At 43.0% G+C, this 19,619-nt stretch carries 18 protein-coding genes; 3 read left to right on the forward strand and 15 right to left on the reverse strand.

What is annotated here, in order from left to right; genetic code table 11:
- Positions 1-14: 14 nt before the first annotated feature.
- From AC4CU0_RS14435 to AC4CU0_RS14455, 5 genes are all read right to left on the reverse strand, one after another.
- Entirely contained in the window at positions 15-683 is a 669-nt protein-coding gene (locus tag AC4CU0_RS14435; protein ID WP_249708428.1) for a glutathione S-transferase family protein, read from the reverse strand.
- A gap of 2 nt (positions 684-685) precedes the next feature.
- Positions 686-2,482 carry a protein-disulfide reductase DsbD gene (dsbD, locus tag AC4CU0_RS14440; protein WP_490743388.1) on the reverse strand — a complete coding sequence of 599 codons (1,797 nt, stop codon included), beginning with the start codon at positions 2,480-2,482 and terminating at the stop codon, positions 686-688.
- Between the two features lie 54 nt (positions 2,483-2,536).
- Positions 2,537-3,307: a transporter gene (locus AC4CU0_RS14445; RefSeq protein ID WP_490743389.1), complete on the reverse strand. Its 771-nt coding sequence runs from the start codon at positions 3,305-3,307 to the stop codon at positions 2,537-2,539.
- A 14-nt stretch (positions 3,308-3,321) separates the two neighbouring features.
- Positions 3,322-3,864 (reverse strand): ankyrin repeat domain-containing protein, encoded by a 543-nt coding sequence (locus AC4CU0_RS14450; protein ID WP_490743390.1) that lies wholly within the window; start codon positions 3,862-3,864, stop codon positions 3,322-3,324.
- A 128-nt stretch (positions 3,865-3,992) separates the two neighbouring features.
- Positions 3,993-4,358 (reverse strand): HPF/RaiA family ribosome-associated protein, encoded by a 366-nt coding sequence (locus tag AC4CU0_RS14455; RefSeq protein WP_111885127.1) that lies wholly within the window; start codon positions 4,356-4,358, stop codon positions 3,993-3,995.
- A 495-nt stretch (positions 4,359-4,853) separates the two neighbouring features.
- Between AC4CU0_RS14455 and AC4CU0_RS14460 the strand changes: the two genes are divergently transcribed.
- Positions 4,854-5,591, forward strand: coding sequence for an outer membrane protein OmpK (locus AC4CU0_RS14460; RefSeq protein ID WP_078190594.1), 738 nt, complete (start codon positions 4,854-4,856; stop codon positions 5,589-5,591).
- Between the two features lie 101 nt (positions 5,592-5,692).
- Positions 5,693-6,193, forward strand: a complete 501-nt coding sequence (locus AC4CU0_RS14465; RefSeq protein WP_111885126.1) for a GNAT family N-acetyltransferase — start codon at positions 5,693-5,695, stop codon at positions 6,191-6,193.
- A 17-nt stretch (positions 6,194-6,210) separates the two neighbouring features.
- Here AC4CU0_RS14465 and AC4CU0_RS14470 read toward each other — a convergent pair whose 3' ends face one another.
- The 8 genes from AC4CU0_RS14470 to AC4CU0_RS14505 all read right to left on the reverse strand — a co-directional run bounded on the left by AC4CU0_RS14470 (position 6,211) and on the right by AC4CU0_RS14505 (position 15,711).
- Positions 6,211-6,693 (reverse strand): DUF1877 family protein, encoded by a 483-nt coding sequence (locus tag AC4CU0_RS14470; protein WP_490743391.1) that lies wholly within the window; start codon positions 6,691-6,693, stop codon positions 6,211-6,213.
- Between the two features lie 353 nt (positions 6,694-7,046).
- Positions 7,047-7,745: an urea ABC transporter ATP-binding subunit UrtE gene (gene urtE / locus AC4CU0_RS14475; RefSeq protein WP_490743392.1), complete on the reverse strand. Its 699-nt coding sequence runs from the start codon at positions 7,743-7,745 to the stop codon at positions 7,047-7,049.
- Positions 7,746-7,755: 10 nt separating this feature from the next.
- On the reverse strand, positions 7,756-8,577 hold the full coding sequence (gene urtD / locus AC4CU0_RS14480; protein WP_111885123.1) for an urea ABC transporter ATP-binding protein UrtD: 822 nt from the start codon (positions 8,575-8,577) through the stop codon (positions 7,756-7,758).
- Complete coding sequence (gene urtC, locus AC4CU0_RS14485; RefSeq protein WP_180049715.1) at positions 8,574-9,647, reverse strand: urea ABC transporter permease subunit UrtC; 1,074 nt, start codon at positions 9,645-9,647, stop codon at positions 8,574-8,576. Before urtC ends, urtD begins: the two co-directional genes overlap by 4 nt.
- 4 nt (positions 9,648-9,651) lie before the next feature.
- Positions 9,652-11,286, reverse strand: a complete 1,635-nt coding sequence (gene urtB, locus AC4CU0_RS14490; RefSeq protein ID WP_490743393.1) for an urea ABC transporter permease subunit UrtB — start codon at positions 11,284-11,286, stop codon at positions 9,652-9,654.
- A gap of 95 nt (positions 11,287-11,381) precedes the next feature.
- Positions 11,382-12,668: an urea ABC transporter substrate-binding protein gene (gene urtA / locus AC4CU0_RS14495; RefSeq protein WP_180078537.1), complete on the reverse strand. Its 1,287-nt coding sequence runs from the start codon at positions 12,666-12,668 to the stop codon at positions 11,382-11,384.
- Between the two features lie 376 nt (positions 12,669-13,044).
- Positions 13,045-14,925, reverse strand: a complete 1,881-nt coding sequence (gene parE, locus AC4CU0_RS14500) for a DNA topoisomerase IV subunit B (RefSeq protein ID WP_180066486.1) — start codon at positions 14,923-14,925, stop codon at positions 13,045-13,047.
- 186 nt (positions 14,926-15,111) lie between these two features.
- The gene (locus AC4CU0_RS14505) at positions 15,112-15,711 is read right to left on the reverse strand and encodes a YqiA/YcfP family alpha/beta fold hydrolase (protein WP_490743518.1); all 600 of its coding nucleotides are present in this window, start codon (positions 15,709-15,711) and stop codon (positions 15,112-15,114) included.
- A 243-nt stretch (positions 15,712-15,954) separates the two neighbouring features.
- Between AC4CU0_RS14505 and AC4CU0_RS14510 the strand changes: the two genes are divergently transcribed.
- Positions 15,955-17,286, forward strand: coding sequence for a PGAP1-like alpha/beta domain-containing protein (locus tag AC4CU0_RS14510; protein ID WP_490743394.1), 1,332 nt, complete (start codon positions 15,955-15,957; stop codon positions 17,284-17,286).
- Between the two features lie 68 nt (positions 17,287-17,354).
- Here AC4CU0_RS14510 and AC4CU0_RS14515 read toward each other — a convergent pair whose 3' ends face one another.
- Complete coding sequence (locus AC4CU0_RS14515; RefSeq protein ID WP_180073350.1) at positions 17,355-17,882, reverse strand: disulfide bond formation protein B; 528 nt, start codon at positions 17,880-17,882, stop codon at positions 17,355-17,357.
- Positions 17,883-17,903: 21 nt separating this feature from the next.
- Positions 17,904-19,481: a glutamate--cysteine ligase gene (gene gshA / locus AC4CU0_RS14520; RefSeq protein ID WP_490743395.1), complete on the reverse strand. Its 1,578-nt coding sequence runs from the start codon at positions 19,479-19,481 to the stop codon at positions 17,904-17,906.
- Between the last annotated feature and the right edge of the window lie 138 nt (positions 19,482-19,619).

A 19,619-nucleotide genomic window follows, 5' to 3' on the forward strand; every position in this document is an offset into this window, starting at 1 on the left:
GTGACGTTGAGCTTTTAACGAAGATACTGTTCCATACGGCGGACTGGCTGTTCCAGTTGAGCAGCCGTGATCCATGCCACCACAGAAGGATGCTGCAAAATCTTTTGCATATAACGCTGTGTGTTGTCACTCACAGGTAGCTGGAAGGTCTGTAAACGTGTCACTACGGGTGCAAAAAATGCATCGGCAATACTAAATTCACCGCATAGAAAGCCATCCACCGCAGGACGACTCGACCAAATCTGCTCGATTCGAGTCACTTCAGCACGCAATTCAGCATGTTCAGACCATAATCTCTGACCATGACGACCATAATCCGCCTGCAGATTCATACTGCATAAGCTACGCAATTGCATAAAACTACTGTGCATTTCCGCGCAAATACTCCGTGCCCATGCACGTTGTGTAGCATCTTTTGGCCACAGTGGAAGCTCTTGAAACTGCTCTGCCAAATATTCACAAATCGCCAATGAGTCCCAAATCATCATACCGTCATGTTGCAGTAGGGGCACCTTGCCATTGGCATGTAGGGCTAACATTTGCTGCTTGAATGCTCCGCCATCTGCTTCTTCAGAAAAAGGAATCAAGATCTCTTGAAACGGTAAATTAAACGCATGTAACACCAACCACGGTCGCATAGACCACGTCGAATAGTTTTTATTGGCAATATATAATTGCATCATTTTTATTCTCCACGCGATTTAAATTTTTCCAATTGCGCTAGCAATTCTTTCTCGCTAAAAGCACCCGTCAAACGCAGTCCACGTATCTCTTGATGTGCTGTATCTAAAAATAAATAGGTCGGTGGCCCTAAAATATCCCATTGATTGAGCAGAACTTGATGGGTTGCATCATACTGACTCAAATCCAACTTAATTAAGTAATACGGTGCCAAAGCCTGTTGCACTGCAGCCGATTTTAAAACTTTATGTTCAATCGGCTGGCAGGCCACACACCAATCGGCATAGACATCAATAATCGCGGATTGACCTTGAGGAATTTCACTTAACAAACGTTGAAACTCTTCCGCTGTATGTGCCACATGCCAAGCACTTTGTTGTTGACTTTCTTCGACTAAAAAACGTTGGCTGTGTTGATATTGACTGTACACAATATAAGGTACAGCTGCACAGAACACCAAGATATACAACCATTTGAGCTGAGTACTGCGCCATAAAATGCGCCAAAGCACATAAGCGCTAAACACCAGCCCCAGAGCAAGGGATAACCACTGTAACCAAGCTTCACTGATCAATGGTCGAATAAAATACAAAGCTAATGCCAACATGATGAAAGCAAAGAGCACCTTGATTTGATTCATCCACAAACCCGCTTTAGGCAATACCCGTGAGCCAAGGACACTGGCCAACAATAGCGGGGTCCCCATGCCAAAGCCGAGGGTGAATAACAATAATGCACCTTGCCACTGACTTTGGGTTTGGGAAATGAATAATAATGCACCTGCCAACGGTGCTGTCATACAAGGACCGACTAGCAATGCTGAAATCATCCCCATGACTCCAGCGCCAACGAGACTACCGCCCTTTTGCATCGACTGCGCTTGGTCTAAGCGATTGACCCAACTGCGTGGCAATTTCAGTTCAAATAAACCAAATAAATTCAGGGCAAAAACTACAAAGAGCACGCTAAAGGCAATTAAAGTCGAGGGTTGTTGCAACCAACGCTGGAAATTCAAACCTGCAGACGATGCCACCAAGCCGAGAATGGCATACACCATCGCCATACTGGTGACAAAAGTCAGTGCAATCATCCATGCTTTTAAACCTCGGCTGTCGCGGACAATCAGTGAGGTTAAAATCGGCAGCATTGGCAATGAACATGGGGTAAAAGCCAGCAAAAAACCCAGTCCAAAAAACAGTAAAAGTCCATAAAATATAGAGCTTTGTGCTAATTTTTCAGACCACATTTGGTCACTTGCGGTATAGCGTTCAGAAGCCAATGCAGCATTCTCTGCCCGCTGCTGATCTAAACGATTCGCCATAGGCTGTTCGGCAGTATTTTCTGCTGCAAAGTCGAGTAAACGTTTGCTTGGAGTTGCTAGATTTTGCTGTGTGACTAAACCAGAAGCATCCGTTTTAAAGCTGATACTCTGTGGTGGATAACACACTCGATCCTTGGCACAGCCTTGCCAACTGACTTTATAGGTCTGCAGTTTTTGAGTCGGAATTTTAAAACTCAACTGTTGGTAATACACCTGGGTATGACCATAGTTATCATCTTTCAAATCCTCAGCAGCAGGCAAATCCAAAGCTAAAACTTGATTGCCCTGCTTCACCTCTATTTTGTGCTGATACAGATAATAATGCGCTGGAATATCCCAACTCAGCTCCGCCTGATCTGCACGATCGGAGACGACCGAGAAAGGAAAAGCATCTTCAGCTGAAAGTAATGCATCCTGAGCAGAGACGCCCATACTGAACGACAGCACAGCCGCTGCCGCAACATAAGTCCATTGTTTCATTCAGCTGAATTCATCCTCAGTCTGTATTTATACATTTTAAAATTTAGGGTTCTTTTAGAACAGGTAAGATACGCCTAAACCTGACTGATAATTTTTATGACCGCCCGTGAGTTCTAGACCGACGCTCGCATCCAACTGCATACGATCCGAAACGGCATACGTCAAACCTGATGCTAATGACACTTCCTGATCGGTACTCTCTGCTTTGCGATAAACCAGCTCAGAAAAACCCGATAAATTACCCGCTATTTGATATTCCAATCCAGGAATAGCACTCACAGCCCAATCACCATCTTGAACTTCATAACGCATGGTCATTGAAGTCCCAATTGTATCGCTATAATCATAAGCCACGGCTGAAGTCAGACTATAAATGTCATCTTCAGCACTAAAGCCTTGATTGCCTGTTGCAATAATGGCTTCTGCAAGAATGGCCATCGATAATTTCTCATCATTCAAATCAATGGCTTTTTTCAGGCCAATGCTGACATCACCCAAACCATCTTCTTCAACTGAGCGACCCGCAACTTTGGTTTTAGACCATGCAGGACCTTGCCAACCCAATTGCAATTCCAAATCTTTTGCCAAACCAGTACGGAATAACATGTCTGCATTTAAAGTGGTGTTTTTTACTTTTTCACCATTGTCATCACGACTTTCACTATAGCTCGCTGCTGGCAAACTTTGTTCCCATGCCAAACGACCTACAGGGGTAATGCCTGTGCCCATACCCGCGCCTGGACGGTCAAATGAAAAATCCGCCGCAAATGCAGACAGGCTCAAACTGGATAATGTTGCAATGCTTAAAACTTTAAATACAGTCATGTTTTTACTCACAATTATGCTAATTCTTTGGTCATTTTTGCGCCATGGCTACGCAAAAGCTCCAAGGTTTGTTTTTCTTCTTCCAATGCTTCTGACCAATTTACCGCGTCAAAATCACAGTCAAAAAATAATTCACTAATCGACGATAAAATGGTTAAACCATCGCTATCAATCATATTTGGATTCACTTTTTCATCCAATAAGCGCTGTACCGCAGGGACACATGCTGCACTCGCGGCGTCCCATAATGGACCATAAATTTCTTCAGCATCCCATAAATGCACATTGGCTTTGGCTTGAATCAGCGCTTCCAAGATTTGCATATGTACGTCTAAATGTTGTGTTTTCTGTTCAGCTGTTAAGGGTTGACCTGCTTCATACGCTTCGCAAACCATTTCCCACCATTTAAACAAACCATCAGACCATATAGAAACCGCAGGTCCTTTTTCAAAATCGATAAAATTTGGATTTAGACCATCTGCCAACAGGCGTTGCACCTGTGCAAGATCTTGTTCTTCTAACGCTTGCACAAAAAGCTGTTGTTGCGCTGTTAACATCGGGAAAGCTCACTTCAATTTATTTTGATCTATTATGCCGAATAAAGCTGCGTTTGTTTGAATTTCATGTAAAACAAAATACAAAACACACAAAAAAAGCCCCGCAGGGCTTTTTTAAATTTTGAGACTTATTCGTCATCTACGCTGTCATCTGCTTCAGCAAAAGCAGGTTGTGTACTGCGTGGGTTCTCTTTCTTTTCGAACACATGTTCAAGACTACGTTTAAGTCGATCAATTGCACCGTGAATAGCTGTATCTACATTATGACCACGATGGTTGACCACGACAGGCTTCAAACCAGCAGGACGCGCTTCAATCATACATTTGATGTCGTCGCTACCGCCCTTGTCCCCATTTTCATCACTTAAATGCACCGAAAAGTGAGTAATGCGTTCACTATGGCGCTGAAATTCTTCATTAAGTTCTGCACGAACGTATGTAATTAATCGATCACTATTAGGAATGTTTTTATCTGTACGGATTTCTATGTTCATAATATCATCCTCATATCTATCTGTAATATCTATAAATATTTGTGCAAAACTTATTATCTTGGCACGTTACATTTGCTGTAAATGTTACAGCAATGACCATCTTCAACTTTGTATGGAACGTCGTCCTCCACATTGAATGATGAACACTTTAGAGTCTGCAGATCCGTGTCCTTATACTTCGAATATCGGTCTTAAGTTAGAATTTTGCAAGTGCTATTTTGATATTTTTTTAATATCCATACAAAAAGTAAGACTTTATTGTAGATTTGCATTGTTTTAATTGATTTGGGTCATATTTTTGTGCATTTCCTCAACGCCCACCTTCTATTTGTACAATTCCACTCCAACTCAAAATCTCGCTTTTACCGTCATTGATCATTCACGGCATATTTCCCCTTCAAATTACAAAACAATTTCCCGTTGAGTAAAATTTGGCTTTATTTTTGCTTAATAATCTGTATGCTTTCAGTGCTTCTCGGGGGGAGATATTTTTTAATGAAACTTACACAAATCGTTGCATCATGTGCATTAGCATCTGCTGCTGCTTTCACTCAAGCTTCACCTATCGTATGGCAAGATTTCAGCTTAACTGGCTTATATGGTGAAAACTATGAAGTTGGTACTGAAGACCGTACAACGATCACAGCCGAATATGCAGCTAAACTGAAATATTCAGATGTATTCTTCTTCGTTGACCAACAATTGGATGGTAACGATGATCAATCAACTTATGCAGAATTAGCGCCACGTTTAAGCTTAGGTGAAGTTTCTGGTAAAGACCTTTCTATGGGTCCAATCAAAGACGTTCTTATTGCAACGACTTGGGAACATAATGCGGGTTACGATCACCACAACTCTGAATTTAACAACTTCTTGTATGGTGTAGGTTTCTCTCTCGATATTCCATATACACAATATGCAAATGTGAACTTCTATAAAGCGGCAAACGACAAGACTAAAGATGATTATCAAATGACAATCACTTATGCTGTGCCGTTCAAATTAGGTTCAGAAGAGTTTTTAGCAGATGCCTTCCTAGACTGGTCTACTGCTGAAGCAGACCATGCAAGTGAATTAAACTGGACATCTCAGTACAAATGGAATGTGGGTAAACACATTTCACCAAAAACTAAATTATATGTTGGTATCGAACATTCAGTTTGGAACAACAAATTTGGTATTAAAGGCGTAGACCAAAACGATGTCAGCGCATTGGTGAAATACCACTTCTAAGTTCGACTCAGAACACTATGAAGAAAAAAGCAAGGTTCATCACCTTGCTTTTTTTATGCCTAAGTTTTTAAATTGACTTTATTTTTATCAGAAATTTGCGCATGTCTTTTCTCATTCGACCTGCAATTCCACAAGACTTAGCGGCCATTCTCGCAATCTATAATCATGAAGTTCTCAACGGCTTTGCGACATGGAATGATCAAGCCTACAGCCTCGACTCTTTTCAACAGAAATTGCTGGAATTCCAAAAGCAAAATTTTCCTTTTGTGGTGATTGAAGATCAGGATCAACAGCAAATCGCCGGTTATGCTGACTATGGTTCTTTCCGTCATTTTGCTGGCTATCGACATACTGTTGAGCATTCTGTCTATATTGACCCAAACTATGCTCGACTAGGTCTCGGTCAGCAATTATTAGAGCACCTAATTCAGCATGCCAAAAGCCAAAATATGCATGTCATGATCGCTGGCATTGATCACGGCAATAGCGCCTCGATTGCCCTGCACAAAAAATTAGGCTTTAAGCAAACAGGTTATATGCCTGAAGTGGGACAAAAGTTTGGTGAATGGCGTGATCTGGTCCTGATGCAACTTCAGTTATAACCCGTGTTGAGCTGTGTTTATGGTAATTTATCCAAACGAATACCATCTTGAATTACACTCAGCACCGATAAGTTATGACGCACCGCATCACGATAAAGGTCTTGTAACTGTAAAAAAAGCAGTTTTAATTCGGCCAATTTGAGCTCTTGCTCAGGTGCGTTTTCAGCAATCGTGACCAAATAACGTTTTTTGATTTCATCCACGCTTAACTGTTGTAATGCCTGATGGATTTCTGCAACGCGAACTACAGTATTGTAATGCACTGCAAGGCTCAGTCCCGGTCGTCGCTCTGACAAAGGATGTTCTGCCTGAATGGCATAACTCAGTGCCGCAGCTGAATCACTGTTCACGCTTAATAATGGATTCAACTCTTGCCACGCTTCCCCTAAAAAAAAGGAGTGTTGTACAAAAGGTGAATCCAAGACATCTTGAGGGGTTTCTGCTTCTAAAATCAGAGTTTCCAAATCATTCGGTGGGATCAAATATAATATCGCGTCCATATTCTTATCTTCTTGTTATGTCGTACATTTAGATTAATGTAATCCACACAAAAATAAAGCAGATATTTTGTATATTCGACTGCAGTTGATCGAATACTGATGGATGCCCATTCGCCTTTTACCCAAGTTTCAGTACTGCACTTAGCATCACTGAAGCACGACATGCTGAAGCTTCAAATGACGATACTGAGAACAACTTAAGCTTATGGTTTAAAACAAAAAAAATTTATGCCACTCGTTTTTTTGATGCCATTTCCATGACCAGCAACGATTTTTTGAGCGTAGTAAATTGAATGAAAAGAGTAACGAGCTTGATTGATACAAGCCCGCCACACATCGCAGTCAACTAAATATTAAATCGCCACCAATTCCCGAATGCCTTTTTCAGGCATTTCACTACCGACACCTTGTGCAATCACTTGCCCCCGCGCCATCACGGTATATTCATCTGCCAGTTCTTCTGCAAAATCATAAAACTGTTCAACCAAAACAATCGCCATTTCTCCGCCATCGGCTAACTGACGAATCACACGGCCAATGTCTTTAATAATCGACGGCTGAATGCCTTCGGTCGGTTCATCTAAAATCAATACCAGTGGTTCGGAAGCGAGCGCACGGGCAATCGCCAATTGTTGCTGCTGACCACCAGATAAATCTCCACCTCGTCGATGTTTCATTTCATCCAATACGGGGAAAATCTCATAGAGATGTTCTGGCACTTTTCGGGTTTTAGCGCCTTTAAATTTTGCCATCCCAATCAAAATATTTTCTTCAACGGTCAAGGTTGAAAAAATGTCCCGTCCTTGTGGTACATAAGCCAAGCCTTCACGTACACGTTGCTCTGGACTCAGTTTAGAAATGTCTTTGCCATCCAGTAAGATCTGCCCTGACTTAATCGGTAAAATGCCCATTAAACATTTTAAGAGGGTGGTTTTACCCACACCATTTCGCCCGAGCACCACTGAACATGCCCCCACGGGAGCGGCAAATGTCACATCTCTTAAAATATGACTGCCACCATAAAACTGATTGACGTCTTTGACTTCTAACATGGTCTGCTCCTTAACGTCCGAGATATTTTTCAATGACATCTTCATTGGCTTGGACTTCGGCCAATGTACCCTCGGCCAAAATCGCACCTTGCGCCAACACGGTGACTTTTTCACTGATGGTGTCAATAAAGCTCATGTCATGTTCAACCACAACAAGGGTATGGTTCTTTTTCAACTCTAAACACAGCTCTGCGGTACGCTCTGTTTCAGCATCGGTCATTCCTGCTACAGGTTCATCCAGCAAAATCAATTTTGGACGCTGCATTAGTAGCATGCCTATTTCTAACCACTGCTTTTGACCATGTGACAACAGCCCTGCCGGTTTATGGATCAATTCTTCTAAGCGGATTTGTGCTAAAGATTCGTCCAAGGCGTTTTGCGCATCTGGATCGAGTTTGCTGAAGAAACTCTTTTTCACCCGTTTATCTTTCGGCGCTGCCAATAACAGGTTTTCCATCACGGTAAAATTTTCAAATACAGTAGGCTTTTGAAACTTACGACCGATCCCGGCTTCTGCAATTTGCTCTGTACTCATTTTTGCCAAATCATAGGTTTGCCCGAAAAAAGCCGAACCTTCTGTCGGACGAGTTTTACCGGTAATCACATCCATCAGCGTGGTTTTGCCTGCACCATTGGGACCAATGATGCAGCGCAGCTCACCTTCTTTGATATATAACGACAAATCATTTAATGCACGGAAAGAATCAAACCAGACGCTGACTTTTTCCAAATACAGGGCAATCCCGTGACTGAAGTCCGCACCCTGCTCCTTCGGTCGTCCATAACCTTCAACAGCATGACCGCCATGCGGTTGAACCCATTGATCATTCATTCGCTGCGCTCCTTTTTAAACCGCTCTAATAGCCCAATCAAACCTTTTGGCAGGAATATCGTTACCACAATAAACAGCGCACCTAAAATCAATAACCATGCCTCTGGATAAGCCACCGTAAAATAGGTCTTCACCCCATTGATTAAACCTGCACCCAAAATTGGGCCAATCAGCGTACCGCGTCCCCCTGCAGCCACCCACACCGCCATTTCAATCGAATTGACAGGGTTCATTTCACTCGGGTTAATAATGCCGACTTGAGGGACATACAAAGCACCAGCAATCCCTGCGATCACGGCAGACAACACCCATGCAGAGAGCTTGTACCATAAGGTGCGGTAACCTAAATATTGCAAACGGTTTTCACTGTCACGAATTGCACCGAGTACACGACCATAGGGTTTATTCATCAGGTGGCGTAAACCGACAAAACAGACCAGCAAAGTCAGTGCAGTGAGGAAACACAAGGTTGCGCGCATTGGTGCAGAGGTAATATCTAGACCTAAGATGGTTTTAAAACCGGTAAAGCCGTTGTTACCGCCAAAGCCGGTTTCATTGCGAAAAAATAGTAGCGCAGCGGCAAAGGTCATGGCTTGGGTAATAATTGAAAAATACACGCCTTTAATTTTTGAGCGGAAGGCAAAGAAGCCAAAAATGAAGGCAATCAGTCCTGGGACCAAAACCACCAAAGCCAATGCCCACACGATATGTTCAGTACCCATCCAGTACCACGGTAGCTCGGTCCAACTCAAAAAGCGCATAAAGTCGGGTAAGCCATCGCCTGCCGCTTCACGCATGAGATACATACCGAAGGCATAGCCGCCCAAGGCAAAGTACAGACCATGCCCTAAGCTTAAAATGCCGGCATAGCCCCAAACCAAATCTAAGGCCAATGCCACCAAGGCGAGACACATAATTTTGCCAATGAGCGTGACCCAATACGCTGATAAATGCAGTGCTGAATCGGCGGGTAATACATGTAACCAAGGTAAAATCAGCAAAATGGCAAAGCACACGGCAATCGCCATACCGCTATAGGGTTTATCTGATAATAACGAAGTGATTTTCATGCGCTTACTCCACAAAACGGCCTTTGATGGCAAACAAACCTTGTGGACGTTTTTGAATAAACAAAATCACAAGAACCAGTAGAATAATTTTCGCTAAGACTGCACCCATGCCGATTTCCAGCACTGTGCCACTGACACCTAGACCTAAAGCCGCCAATACTGCGCCCCATACTTGGCCAACACCGCCAACCACAACCACCAAGAACGCATCGATAATATAGTTTTGTCCTAGGTCAGGACCGACATTGCCGACTTGTGCTAAGGCACAGCCTGCTAGACCTGCAAGCCCCGAACCTAAACCAAAAGCCATCATGTCAATGCGGCTAGAACGGATACCTACGGCCTGTGCCATTTGACGGTTTTGCGTCACGGCACGAACAAATAAACCAAAGCGGGTTTTATTTAGTAAATAAACCAGCAACAACAGTACCGCAACGGTAAAGCCAATAATGGCAATACGGTTATAAGGCAGCATCAGGCTTGGTGTCACAGCAATGCCCCCTGACAGCCATGAAATATTCGACACCTCAACGTTCTGCGCACCAAAAACCATGCGCACCACTTGCATTAAAATTAAGCTCACACCAAAGGTGGCTAATAGTGTTTCCAATTGACGGCCATACAAGGGACGAATAACAGTACGTTCAATCAACATGCCGATCAAAGCACTTACAATAAATGCAGCAGGAATCGCGGCAATCAAGTACCAATCGACATAGCTACTGAGATGACTCTTAAACAGGCTTTGCACCACATAAGTGGTATAGGCCCCGATCATGATCAGTTCACCATGCGCCATGTTAATCACGCCTAGCAGACCATACGTAATGGCTAAGCCCAACGCCGCCAGTAGTAAAATACTGGCCGTGCTGAGACCTGAAAAGACATGTCCAGTCCATTCACTGGCCTGAATACGAGTTTTAATATTGCTCTTGGCTTCTGTCAGTGCGGCTTTTAACTCGGGATGCAGGTTGGCTTGTTGTAATTCCTGTTCCACCATCGCCAACACATCGGGACGGTTAGAATCTTGCAGCACTTTGGCCGCCTGTATTTTTTGTAAAACATCAGGGTTTTGATAATCCAAGCGTGCTTTGAGCTGCGCTAAACGGGCTTTAACTTTGTTATTTTTTTCATTTAAATACAATTGATTAATATTTTTAACATCCAACTCAGCCAAGTTATTTTCTAAAATATCAATTGCATCCAAACGTTGGTTTAAATCATCCGATTGCAGCTTTTCTTTCGCTTGCGCAAACGTTAAGGCTTTACGAAGGGTATTCACCAAGGTGACTTGAGATAAATCGGCAGGCCAATCCGTCACGGTTTGCAAATCTGGATAGCTCAATAATTTTTCGTCAGTTTCTAAAATATAGGTTTGACCGCTTTGACCACTATATAACTGGTCTTTTTCGACCAATGCGGCCAACTGATCTAAGGATTCAATATCGGCCGGCCATTGATTCAGTAAACTACGTCGCTCGGTAAAACTACCGCGAACAAATTGCTGAATGGCATCACCTTGCTGCACAGATTGCACCGTAGGCACGACATCCGCTGCAGTTTCTGCATGCACGATTTGCAGACAGAATAATTGGCTCAGGAATAGAAAAAGGATCGGGAAATTGCGTAATTTTTTCATCTTATAAGCATCCCTATTGAGTAATAGAACAACCCCTTCTAGGGATCACATCAAAAAATGCCTGTTACACAATGGCAGCAGGCATTCGGATTGAATTATTTAGGGATGTACGGGCTCCATGGCTCTGCAGCAATGGTTTTTGCCGTTTTGTGCACCACATCAAACTGACCATCGGCACGGATCTGACCAATCATGACTGGTTTATGCAAATGATGGTTCGACGCATCCATTTGCAAGGTATAGCCCGATGGCGCTTTAAATTCTTGGCCGGCCATAGCCTCACGCACTTTATCGACATCTGTGCTTCCTGCTTTTTCTACCGCTTGTTTCCACATATTGATACCGACATAGGTAGCCTCCATCGGGTCATTGGTCACAAATTTATCGGCATTTGGCAGTTTGTATTCCACGGCATACTGCTTCATTTTGTTGGTGAATTCAGTATTCACTGGATTTTTCACTGACATGAAGTAGTTCCACGATGCCAAGTGTCCGACCAGCGGCTTGGTGTCGATACCGCGTAATTCCTCTTCACCTACAGAGAACGCCATCACTGGAATATCCGCAGCTTTGATGCCTTGGTTACCCAATTCACGATAGAACGGCACATTTGAATCGCCGTTAATGGTCGAGATCACAGCCGTCTTTTTCCCTGCCGCAAACTTCTTCACATTGCCCACAATGGTTTGATAGTTGCTATGACCAAATGGGGTATATTCTTCCATGATGTCTGCATCGGCAATGCCTTTCGACTTCAAGAATGCACGTAAGATTTTGTTGGTAGTGCGTGGGTAAACATAGTCCGTGCCCAACAGTACAAAGCGTTCTGCCTTACCACCCTCTTCACTCATCAGGTATTCAACAGCAGGAATCGCTTGCTGATTCGGTGCCGCACCTGTGTAGAAAATATTTTTAGATTGTTCCTGACCTTCATACTGAACAGGGTAGAACAATAAGCCATTTAATTCTTCAACCACGGGTAGAACCGACTTACGAGATACCGACGTCCAGCAACCAAAAATCACGGCTACTTTGTCTTGGGTAATCAACTGACGGGTTTTTTCCGCAAATAATGGCCAGTCCGATGCCGGATCAACCACCACAGGTTCTAGTTTTTTGCCCAATACCCCGCCATTGGCATTAATTTCATTAATCGCCATCAAGGCCGTATCTTTAAGAGAAGTTTCTGAGATCGCCATCGTGCCTGACAGCGAATGTAAGATCCCGACTTTAATAGTATCGCCACTTGCTGCAGCCGCTTTTGGTTCAGATGCAGCACTTTCTGTTTTTTCTTCTGCAGGTTTTGAACAGCCCGTTAAAGCAATCGCCCCAGTCATCGTTGCCGCTAAAATACTTTTAGCAAATACATTGCGTTGAAACATTATTCACACTCCCAACCTAAGCTTGTAAGTCACATTTTTAAAATGCATTTGTTGTCTTTCATCACAACAGAGCAATTCAATAACTGTGCCAAGCCTTATTTTTTATTTTGATTGAGTGCTTTTATTTATTTTTAAATATTATTTTTCATATAGTTACAATCATAAAATCTGCTTTTAATTTTTTATGGGTCGATTCAAATACCATAAAATCACCGCAAAGATGCATACAAACTTGTATCCAACATTTGACCTATAATTGAACAATTTTGCGACGTTTTTCAAAAAATACGGTGTTTTAGCACACAAATCATGCAGCTTTTCCTACATTTGAAGCAAAAAAAAAAACCACTTGCGTGGTTTTTTTCTTATCGCAATTTTAAACCGCCAAATCGGCCAAATTACCCTTCTGTTCCAACCAATGTTTACGGTCTGAAGAGCGCTTCTTCGCCAATAATTTGTCGAGTAAACCTGAAGTAAACTGTACGTCATCCAAGTCTAGTTGCACTAAACGACGTGTATCGGGATCCATGGTGGTTTCACGCAGCTGACTCGCGTTCATCTCGCCCAATCCTTTAAATCGTGTGATTTGAGGATTTTTGGTTTTACATTTCTTCAAGATGCTTTCTAGTTCATCTTCATCCAAGGCATAGTGCACATCTTTATTGTCATCTATACGGAACAGCGGTGGCATCGCCACAAACAGATGTCCTTCCTCAACCAAAGTATGGAAATGTTTGACGAATAGTGCGCAGAGTAAAGTCGCAATGTGCAAACCATCCGAGTCGGCATCGGCCAAGATACAAATCTTGCCATAACGTAGTTCTGACAAATCATCACTGCCCGGATCTACACCAATCGCAATCGCAATATCATGTACTTCTTGCGATGCTAAAACTTCATCAGAAGACACTTCCCAAGTATTTAAAATCTTACCGCGGATCGGCATGATCGCTTGGAAGTTCTTATCACGTGCTTGCTTTGCAGAACCACCTGCAGAATCTCCTTCCACAATAAACAGTTCTGATTCTTCGAGGGTATGCCCCACACAGTCAGCCAATTTACCTGGTAAAGCTGGACCTGAAACAATCTTTTTACGTTCAACTTTTTTCGCAGCTTTTAAACGGCGACCGGCCTTGGCAATCACCATTTCTGCCAGTTGCATAGCAATATCGGAGTTTTGATTGAGCCACAGTGCAAAGGCATCTTTGGCAATATTTAACACCACACTAGAGGCTTCACGGCTTGAAAGTCGTTCTTTAGTTTGACCCGAAAATTGTGGCTCTTGGAATTTTAAAGACAGGATAAAGTTGACACCATCCCACACATCTTCGGCAGACAGCTTCATATTACGCGGCAATAAATTCCGTAATTCACAGAACTCACGAATCGCATCTGTCACACCCGAACGTAAACCGTTGACATGTGTACCGCCTTGCGCAGTTGGAATCAAATTGACATAACTTTCTTGAATCTGTTCGCCGCCTTCAACGTTCCAGCAAATGGCAAATTCAGCACTAGCACGTTCAGCTTCACCAGTCGCCACAAATGCAGGTACAGGCACAATGTCACGGTCTTGTAGCTCATCCATCAAATAGTCGACCAGACCATTTTCAAATTGCCATTCGATCTTTTCGTTGTTGATTTGATCGATATAAATAATCTGCAAGCCTGCCGCCAAAACAGCCTTGGCTTTTAAGTTGTGTTTTAAGGCTTTCAGCGCAAATTTAGGCGAATCAAAATATTTGGCTTCAGGCCAAAAATGCACGGTAGTACCCGTTGCACGTTTAGCGCATTTACCTTCCAACACCTCAAGCGGTGCCACAGGAACGCCATGTTCAAAGGCCATTTTATATAGATTGCCTTGACGCTGAACTTCCACTTCAACACGATCTGACAGTGCGTTCACCACCGAAATACCCACACCGTGTAAACCACCTGAAAATTGGTAGTTATCGGTACTGAACTTACCACCGGCATGTAATTTGGTCAGAATAATTTCAATCCCGCTTTGGCCATACTCAGGATGAATATCAACAGGCATACCGCGTCCATTGTCTTCTACCGACAAAGAACCATCTTTATAAACCGTCACAGTAATTTTGTTGGCATGACCTGCAAGCGCTTCATCGACGGAGTTATCTATCACTTCCTGCGCCAAATGGTTTGGTCGTGTAGTGTCTGTATACATCCCCGGACGACGACGTACCGGATCTAGGCCAGATAAAACTTCAAGTGATTGAGCCGTATATTGCGTCACGTTGCAAAATTCCCTGCTTTTTGGTTAAAACATTTCTTCGAGCGCTACAGTATATGCTTTTTTATTAAAATGCATATCTCTTGCGATCAGCCGCCATTTTCTTAAACAATTTAAACGTCAAATGATGTCGTAACTGCCTATTTGTGTATGTTGAATCTAGCTTTTCAGCATTTGTATTGGATCATTTTATTTAGGCATATTTTTGACAGCATCAGATAAAAACTGCAAGAGCATCGGTATTTTTTCTGCAAAATCATCCATGCCATGCGTTCCATCCACCTCAGTGATCAGCATAGCCGTGCCGGCTTGAACCGCACTATAAAACCTAGTGGCATCACGATAATCCAAGGTTTCATCACCTTGTTGGAGCAAGACCAACAGTTGATCTGCGTTCTCAACCTTAGATACCGCCAAAGCCTGCATTTGATTGAGCTGTGCATCATCCAAGCACCACGTTTCAGTCACCTGATAGGGCAATGCCGTCTCGCCAAATAAGTCACGAAATAATTGCCATGGATAGACCGCAGGATTGATGAGCACTGCAGGAATGTGATGGCATGCCATCAACTGCGTCGCATAAAAGCCACCTAAGCTGCTGCCCACTAAAACCACATCATCTAGACCGTCAATCAGCTCTGACATCTGCTGCATCACCTGTAGCGGTGGCATATTCAAATCTGGCAAATGCACGTGCACACCATTTAAGTCTGCGCAATGGCGCCGCAGTATCTGTCCTTTCACTGAATTTGAGTTACTTTGAAAACCATGCAAATACACAATATTCATCATTTTGATTCCAAATTGATCTTTAAATTGCTTTAAAAGTGGCATATAAGTGCTAACTGCGTCACATTTTCTAAATTTGAATTTTTAGTAAAATTGTCAGACAAAAGGCATTCACCGACAGGTCTGTTATCGGTATTGTAAAAGCTGTTCGTGAGAATTTGATAAAATAAACAATGAAACTTCAGGCTATTCCAGTAATAAATACAATCGAGGGATAGCATTGAATGTAAGGATAGGAACATTATGCCTAGCTTAACACCATTGCATGAAACCTATTGTAAATGGGACCGCACACCACCCAGTCAAGCAGATGTGCTGGAAGGTTTGGCACAACTCGTGACAATGCGTTTTAGTGATGTCGTGCATGACTTGATCAAAAACATTCAACGTGAAATTTTAATCAGTATTTTTGGAATGAGCGAACAAGGCTCGAAAGCCTTTCATAAGCAGCCGACCATTGCACGGATTTACGAATTTTCTTACAACACTTTTTTCAATTATGGCAATTATTTACTTGCACCAACGCTGCGTAGCATTATAGAAAAATTCCCACGCTTACACGACAAACCTCTCACCCCGTCTTTACATTTTTTAGTGGGCGCACTGAATGGGGTCTTAGGCGACTATTTACTGAAATATCACAACCCGATGGCCTTACCGATGGTGGTTTACGACCATTATGGTGCGGTACAAAAAGGCGAATTAAACGGTCGTATTACCCTGTTAATTCATGGGCTGTGCATGAATCATCTGTCATGGTCGACAGCCAAATATGGCGGCATTGGTGAAAAATTACTGTCACAACGTGACCACAACACCATGCTGTATTTAAATTACAACACGGGTCGTCGTATCTCGACCAATGGTCGCAGCCTTGCCAATACATTAGAAGATTTGGTCCGTCGCAACCCGGGTATTACCAGTATCGACTTAATTGGTCATAGTATGGGGGGCTTAGTGTCCCGTAGTGCCATTTTTTATGGCAAACAAAATATGTATCAATGGATTCATCAAGTCGAAAATCTAGTCTGCTTAGGCTCACCGCATCATGGTGCTGTGCTTGAACGTATCGGATTTCATCTGCAAGATCAATTGGGGCGTTTCCCCTTGGTCAAAATCGTGGGCCACGTGGTGAATATTCGCAGTAACGGCATTTTAGATTTGCGCTATGGCAGCGTGCGTGATGATGATTGGGAACATAATGATGTCCGTATTGGACTCATGGACGACAACCGTAAACCAGCCCCGATTCCATCGCATATCAATACCTACCTCGTTGCAGGGACCATCGAATATGAACATCGTCGCAATAAAACGCGACATGTGATTGGAGATTACTTGGTCAGTGTGAAAAGTGCGTTAGGAGAACACCCAAATGCACGGTATCAACTGAAAGTGCCAGATTCACATAAAGCAATTTTTTATGGCTTGAACCATTTTGAAATTCAGCATCATCCGCAAGTGGCCGAGCAAATCGTGCATTGGTTCTATCCAAATAATGACGATAAAGCTTGTGATCATATCTATGAATTTATGATGGACTTGGAAAGTATGGAAGGCATTGCCCTGACCTAAGGTAAACTTCCCCCATTCAGACTCATAAAAAAAAGCCCTCAGTTGAGGGCTTTTTTTGCATCATAAAATTAAAATTTATCACGTAAACGTGGCACTGGTCTGCTTGGATATTTACGCAATAACTGCCAAAGACTGAGCAAGGTTAATACCGCAAAAAACACCAATGACCAAACCGGTAACGATTGCCCCAAGAACGTCCAATCCACTTTGGCACATTCACCAGAACCCGTCAGTACTTGCTCAAAGACCGATTTTAAAGGCAGCGTTTCTACCCAATAATCCAGTCCCGGACCACAACTCGGTACTTTATCTGGCGGTAAGTTTTGCAGCCAAATATGACGCGCAGCCACCCCAGCAGACCATAGAATTGACAGTGTCCCCAACAATGCGTAAATGCGTTTACCCCAATTCGATGCTGGATTGTGAATCAACGCAATCAATGAAATGATGCCGAGTCCAATCAAACCAATACGTTGGAATACGCACAACGGACAAGGTTCTAAGCCTTGTACATGTTCTAAAAACAGCGCAAAAGACATACCGATCACGCTGGCTAAAAACAACAAACCACTCACGAAGCGGAAACTCCATTTCATGGTAAATCCTCTTAAAATTTTTTATCTAAAGTTTTTCAAATATTCTTCAAAACTCAAGGTGCAGTCTTGCTCAAGTTCAGCCTGTTTTTCTAAAGACTGCTCAGCAACTTGTGCAAAATATGCTGCAATTTCTGGGCTCAAGACATGCTGCTCATACACTTCAGCATGTTGTAAGGCCATAAAGCTACCAAAGCCCCAAGTTCCACCTTGTTCTAAAGTATCGCTAATCATACGTGCCGACAATGTTTCATCGACTTCATCGATGCGTGATTGCATCACAGCCATTGCCTGAGTGTAAATATCTGTATTGTAAGAATCATCCAGCAATTCAGCCAACGGTTGCATCGCAGCGACATGTGTACGACACCATGTTTCAATTGGAATCGCTTGCCCTTGCTGTAAAATCACTGCGTTTGGCGCACGACCACGGTTTACCACTTCCGCCTGATTTTTCTCAATTTCATTTTGTTCGGCATCTAACAACGCTGGACTGTCTTGCAATAAACAGTACAAAGCCACCACTTCGAGCAAGCCTGCCGTGTCTTCATTGATCCCAATCGAGCTATAAGGATTGACATCTACCGCGCGTAATTCAACATAACCTACGCCACGATTTTGCAGGGCTTCAGACGGTGTTTCACCATCCTGCGGCACTTGTTTCGGACGAACCAAACTGTAGTATTCATTTTCAATTTGCAATACATGGTCATTAATTTGAATCGGATCACCGTGTTCATCATTTAAACCTAAATGACTAAATGCGGCATACGGGGTATGGACCGCTTTTTGCAAACCTTCCAAATACGCCTGAATGTCGTTGTAGTGAATCCCTAACTGTTTTTGTGCTGAATTTTGATAGCCAAAATTTCCCATACGCAGTGCCGTCGCATAAGGTAAAAATAGCGTGCCTTTTAAAAGCGGTAACAGCTGATGTTCACGTCCAGTCATAAAACATTTACACACCGACGGACTCGCCCCAACCAAAAACATCACCAATGGCGTTAAACGAATAAAATTACGGATCAGGCCAAAATAACGATGACTGCGATAATCCTGTAAGCTCAATGCTTTAAGGGCATCGTCAGTTTCGTGTTGTTGTAGTGCTTCAAAGAAATGATCTGGGAAAGATAAATTATAATGCACCCCTGAAATGGTCTGCATCCGGCGACCATAGCGCACCCCTAAACCACGACGGTACAAGGTTTTAAAACGTCCTATATTCGAGCTGCCATATTGCGCTAAACGAATACTGTCTTCGTCTTTATCCAACATGCATGGCATCGACAACGGCCAAAGTTTTTCACCATGTTCTAAATGCGTATGCGCAACAGCATGAATATCTTGCAGATAGTTCAACGCCTCTGTAATAGTTTCTTTTGGTGGCGTGATAAATTCCATTAAAGCTTCAGAATAGTCTGTCGTAATATGCGGATGAGTCAAAGCCGCACCCAAAGCTTGGGGATGGTCGGCCTGAGACAAGAAACCGTTGCTTTGCATACGCAAGCTTTCACGCTCAATACCGCGCAACATTCCTTTAATCAGCGAAGAATCTACCCAAGTCGGTAAAATGTCTTGAGAGGTCGATTCGGGTTGACTCATTGCTATCTCGCTTAAATGGAAGAAACTACTAAAATAAAATCATCAGTTTATATCAGTATAACGCGATTTGAAGTGGGCAAATGACCCACTGTATAGTTTTGAGACAAACCGTGATTTTATTTTGGCAATTTTTTATCA

Source organism: Acinetobacter sp. LipI_15 (assembly GCF_058242865.1).

What these genes read in the sequence shown, in the direction of transcription:
- urtE (WP_490743392.1), bottom strand. Translation starts at nt 7,745, where the DNA reads ATGTTAGAAGTCAAAGACGTCAATCAGTTTTATGGTGGCAGTCATATT.
- AC4CU0_RS14510 (WP_490743394.1), top strand. Translation starts at nt 15,955, where the DNA reads ATGCCTAGCTTAACACCATTGCATGAAACCTATTGTAAATGGGACCGC.
- AC4CU0_RS14455 (WP_111885127.1), bottom strand. Translation starts at nt 4,358, where the DNA reads ATGAACATAGAAATCCGTACAGATAAAAACATTCCTAATAGTGATCGA.
- AC4CU0_RS14470 (WP_490743391.1), bottom strand. Translation starts at nt 6,693, where the DNA reads ATGGACGCGATATTATATTTGATCCCACCGAATGATTTGGAAACTCTG.
- urtD (WP_111885123.1), bottom strand. Translation starts at nt 8,577, where the DNA reads ATGAATGATCAATGGGTTCAACCGCATGGCGGTCATGCTGTTGAAGGT.
- AC4CU0_RS14515 (WP_180073350.1), bottom strand. Translation starts at nt 17,882, where the DNA reads ATGAAATGGAGTTTCCGCTTCGTGAGTGGTTTGTTGTTTTTAGCCAGC.
- AC4CU0_RS14460 (WP_078190594.1), top strand. Translation starts at nt 4,854, where the DNA reads ATGAAACTTACACAAATCGTTGCATCATGTGCATTAGCATCTGCTGCT.
- AC4CU0_RS14505 (WP_490743518.1), bottom strand. Translation starts at nt 15,711, where the DNA reads ATGAATATTGTGTATTTGCATGGTTTTCAAAGTAACTCAAATTCAGTG.
- dsbD (WP_490743388.1), bottom strand. Translation starts at nt 2,482, where the DNA reads ATGAAACAATGGACTTATGTTGCGGCAGCGGCTGTGCTGTCGTTCAGT.
- urtC (WP_180049715.1), bottom strand. Translation starts at nt 9,647, where the DNA reads ATGAAAATCACTTCGTTATTATCAGATAAACCCTATAGCGGTATGGCG.
- gshA (WP_490743395.1), bottom strand. Translation starts at nt 19,481, where the DNA reads ATGAGTCAACCCGAATCGACCTCTCAAGACATTTTACCGACTTGGGTA.
- AC4CU0_RS14435 (WP_249708428.1), bottom strand. Translation starts at nt 683, where the DNA reads ATGATGCAATTATATATTGCCAATAAAAACTATTCGACGTGGTCTATG.
- urtA (WP_180078537.1), bottom strand. Translation starts at nt 12,668, where the DNA reads ATGTTTCAACGCAATGTATTTGCTAAAAGTATTTTAGCGGCAACGATG.
- urtB (WP_490743393.1), bottom strand. Translation starts at nt 11,286, where the DNA reads ATGAAAAAATTACGCAATTTCCCGATCCTTTTTCTATTCCTGAGCCAA.
- AC4CU0_RS14450 (WP_490743390.1), bottom strand. Translation starts at nt 3,864, where the DNA reads ATGTTAACAGCGCAACAACAGCTTTTTGTGCAAGCGTTAGAAGAACAA.
- AC4CU0_RS14445 (WP_490743389.1), bottom strand. Translation starts at nt 3,307, where the DNA reads ATGACTGTATTTAAAGTTTTAAGCATTGCAACATTATCCAGTTTGAGC.
- AC4CU0_RS14465 (WP_111885126.1), top strand. Translation starts at nt 5,693, where the DNA reads ATGTCTTTTCTCATTCGACCTGCAATTCCACAAGACTTAGCGGCCATT.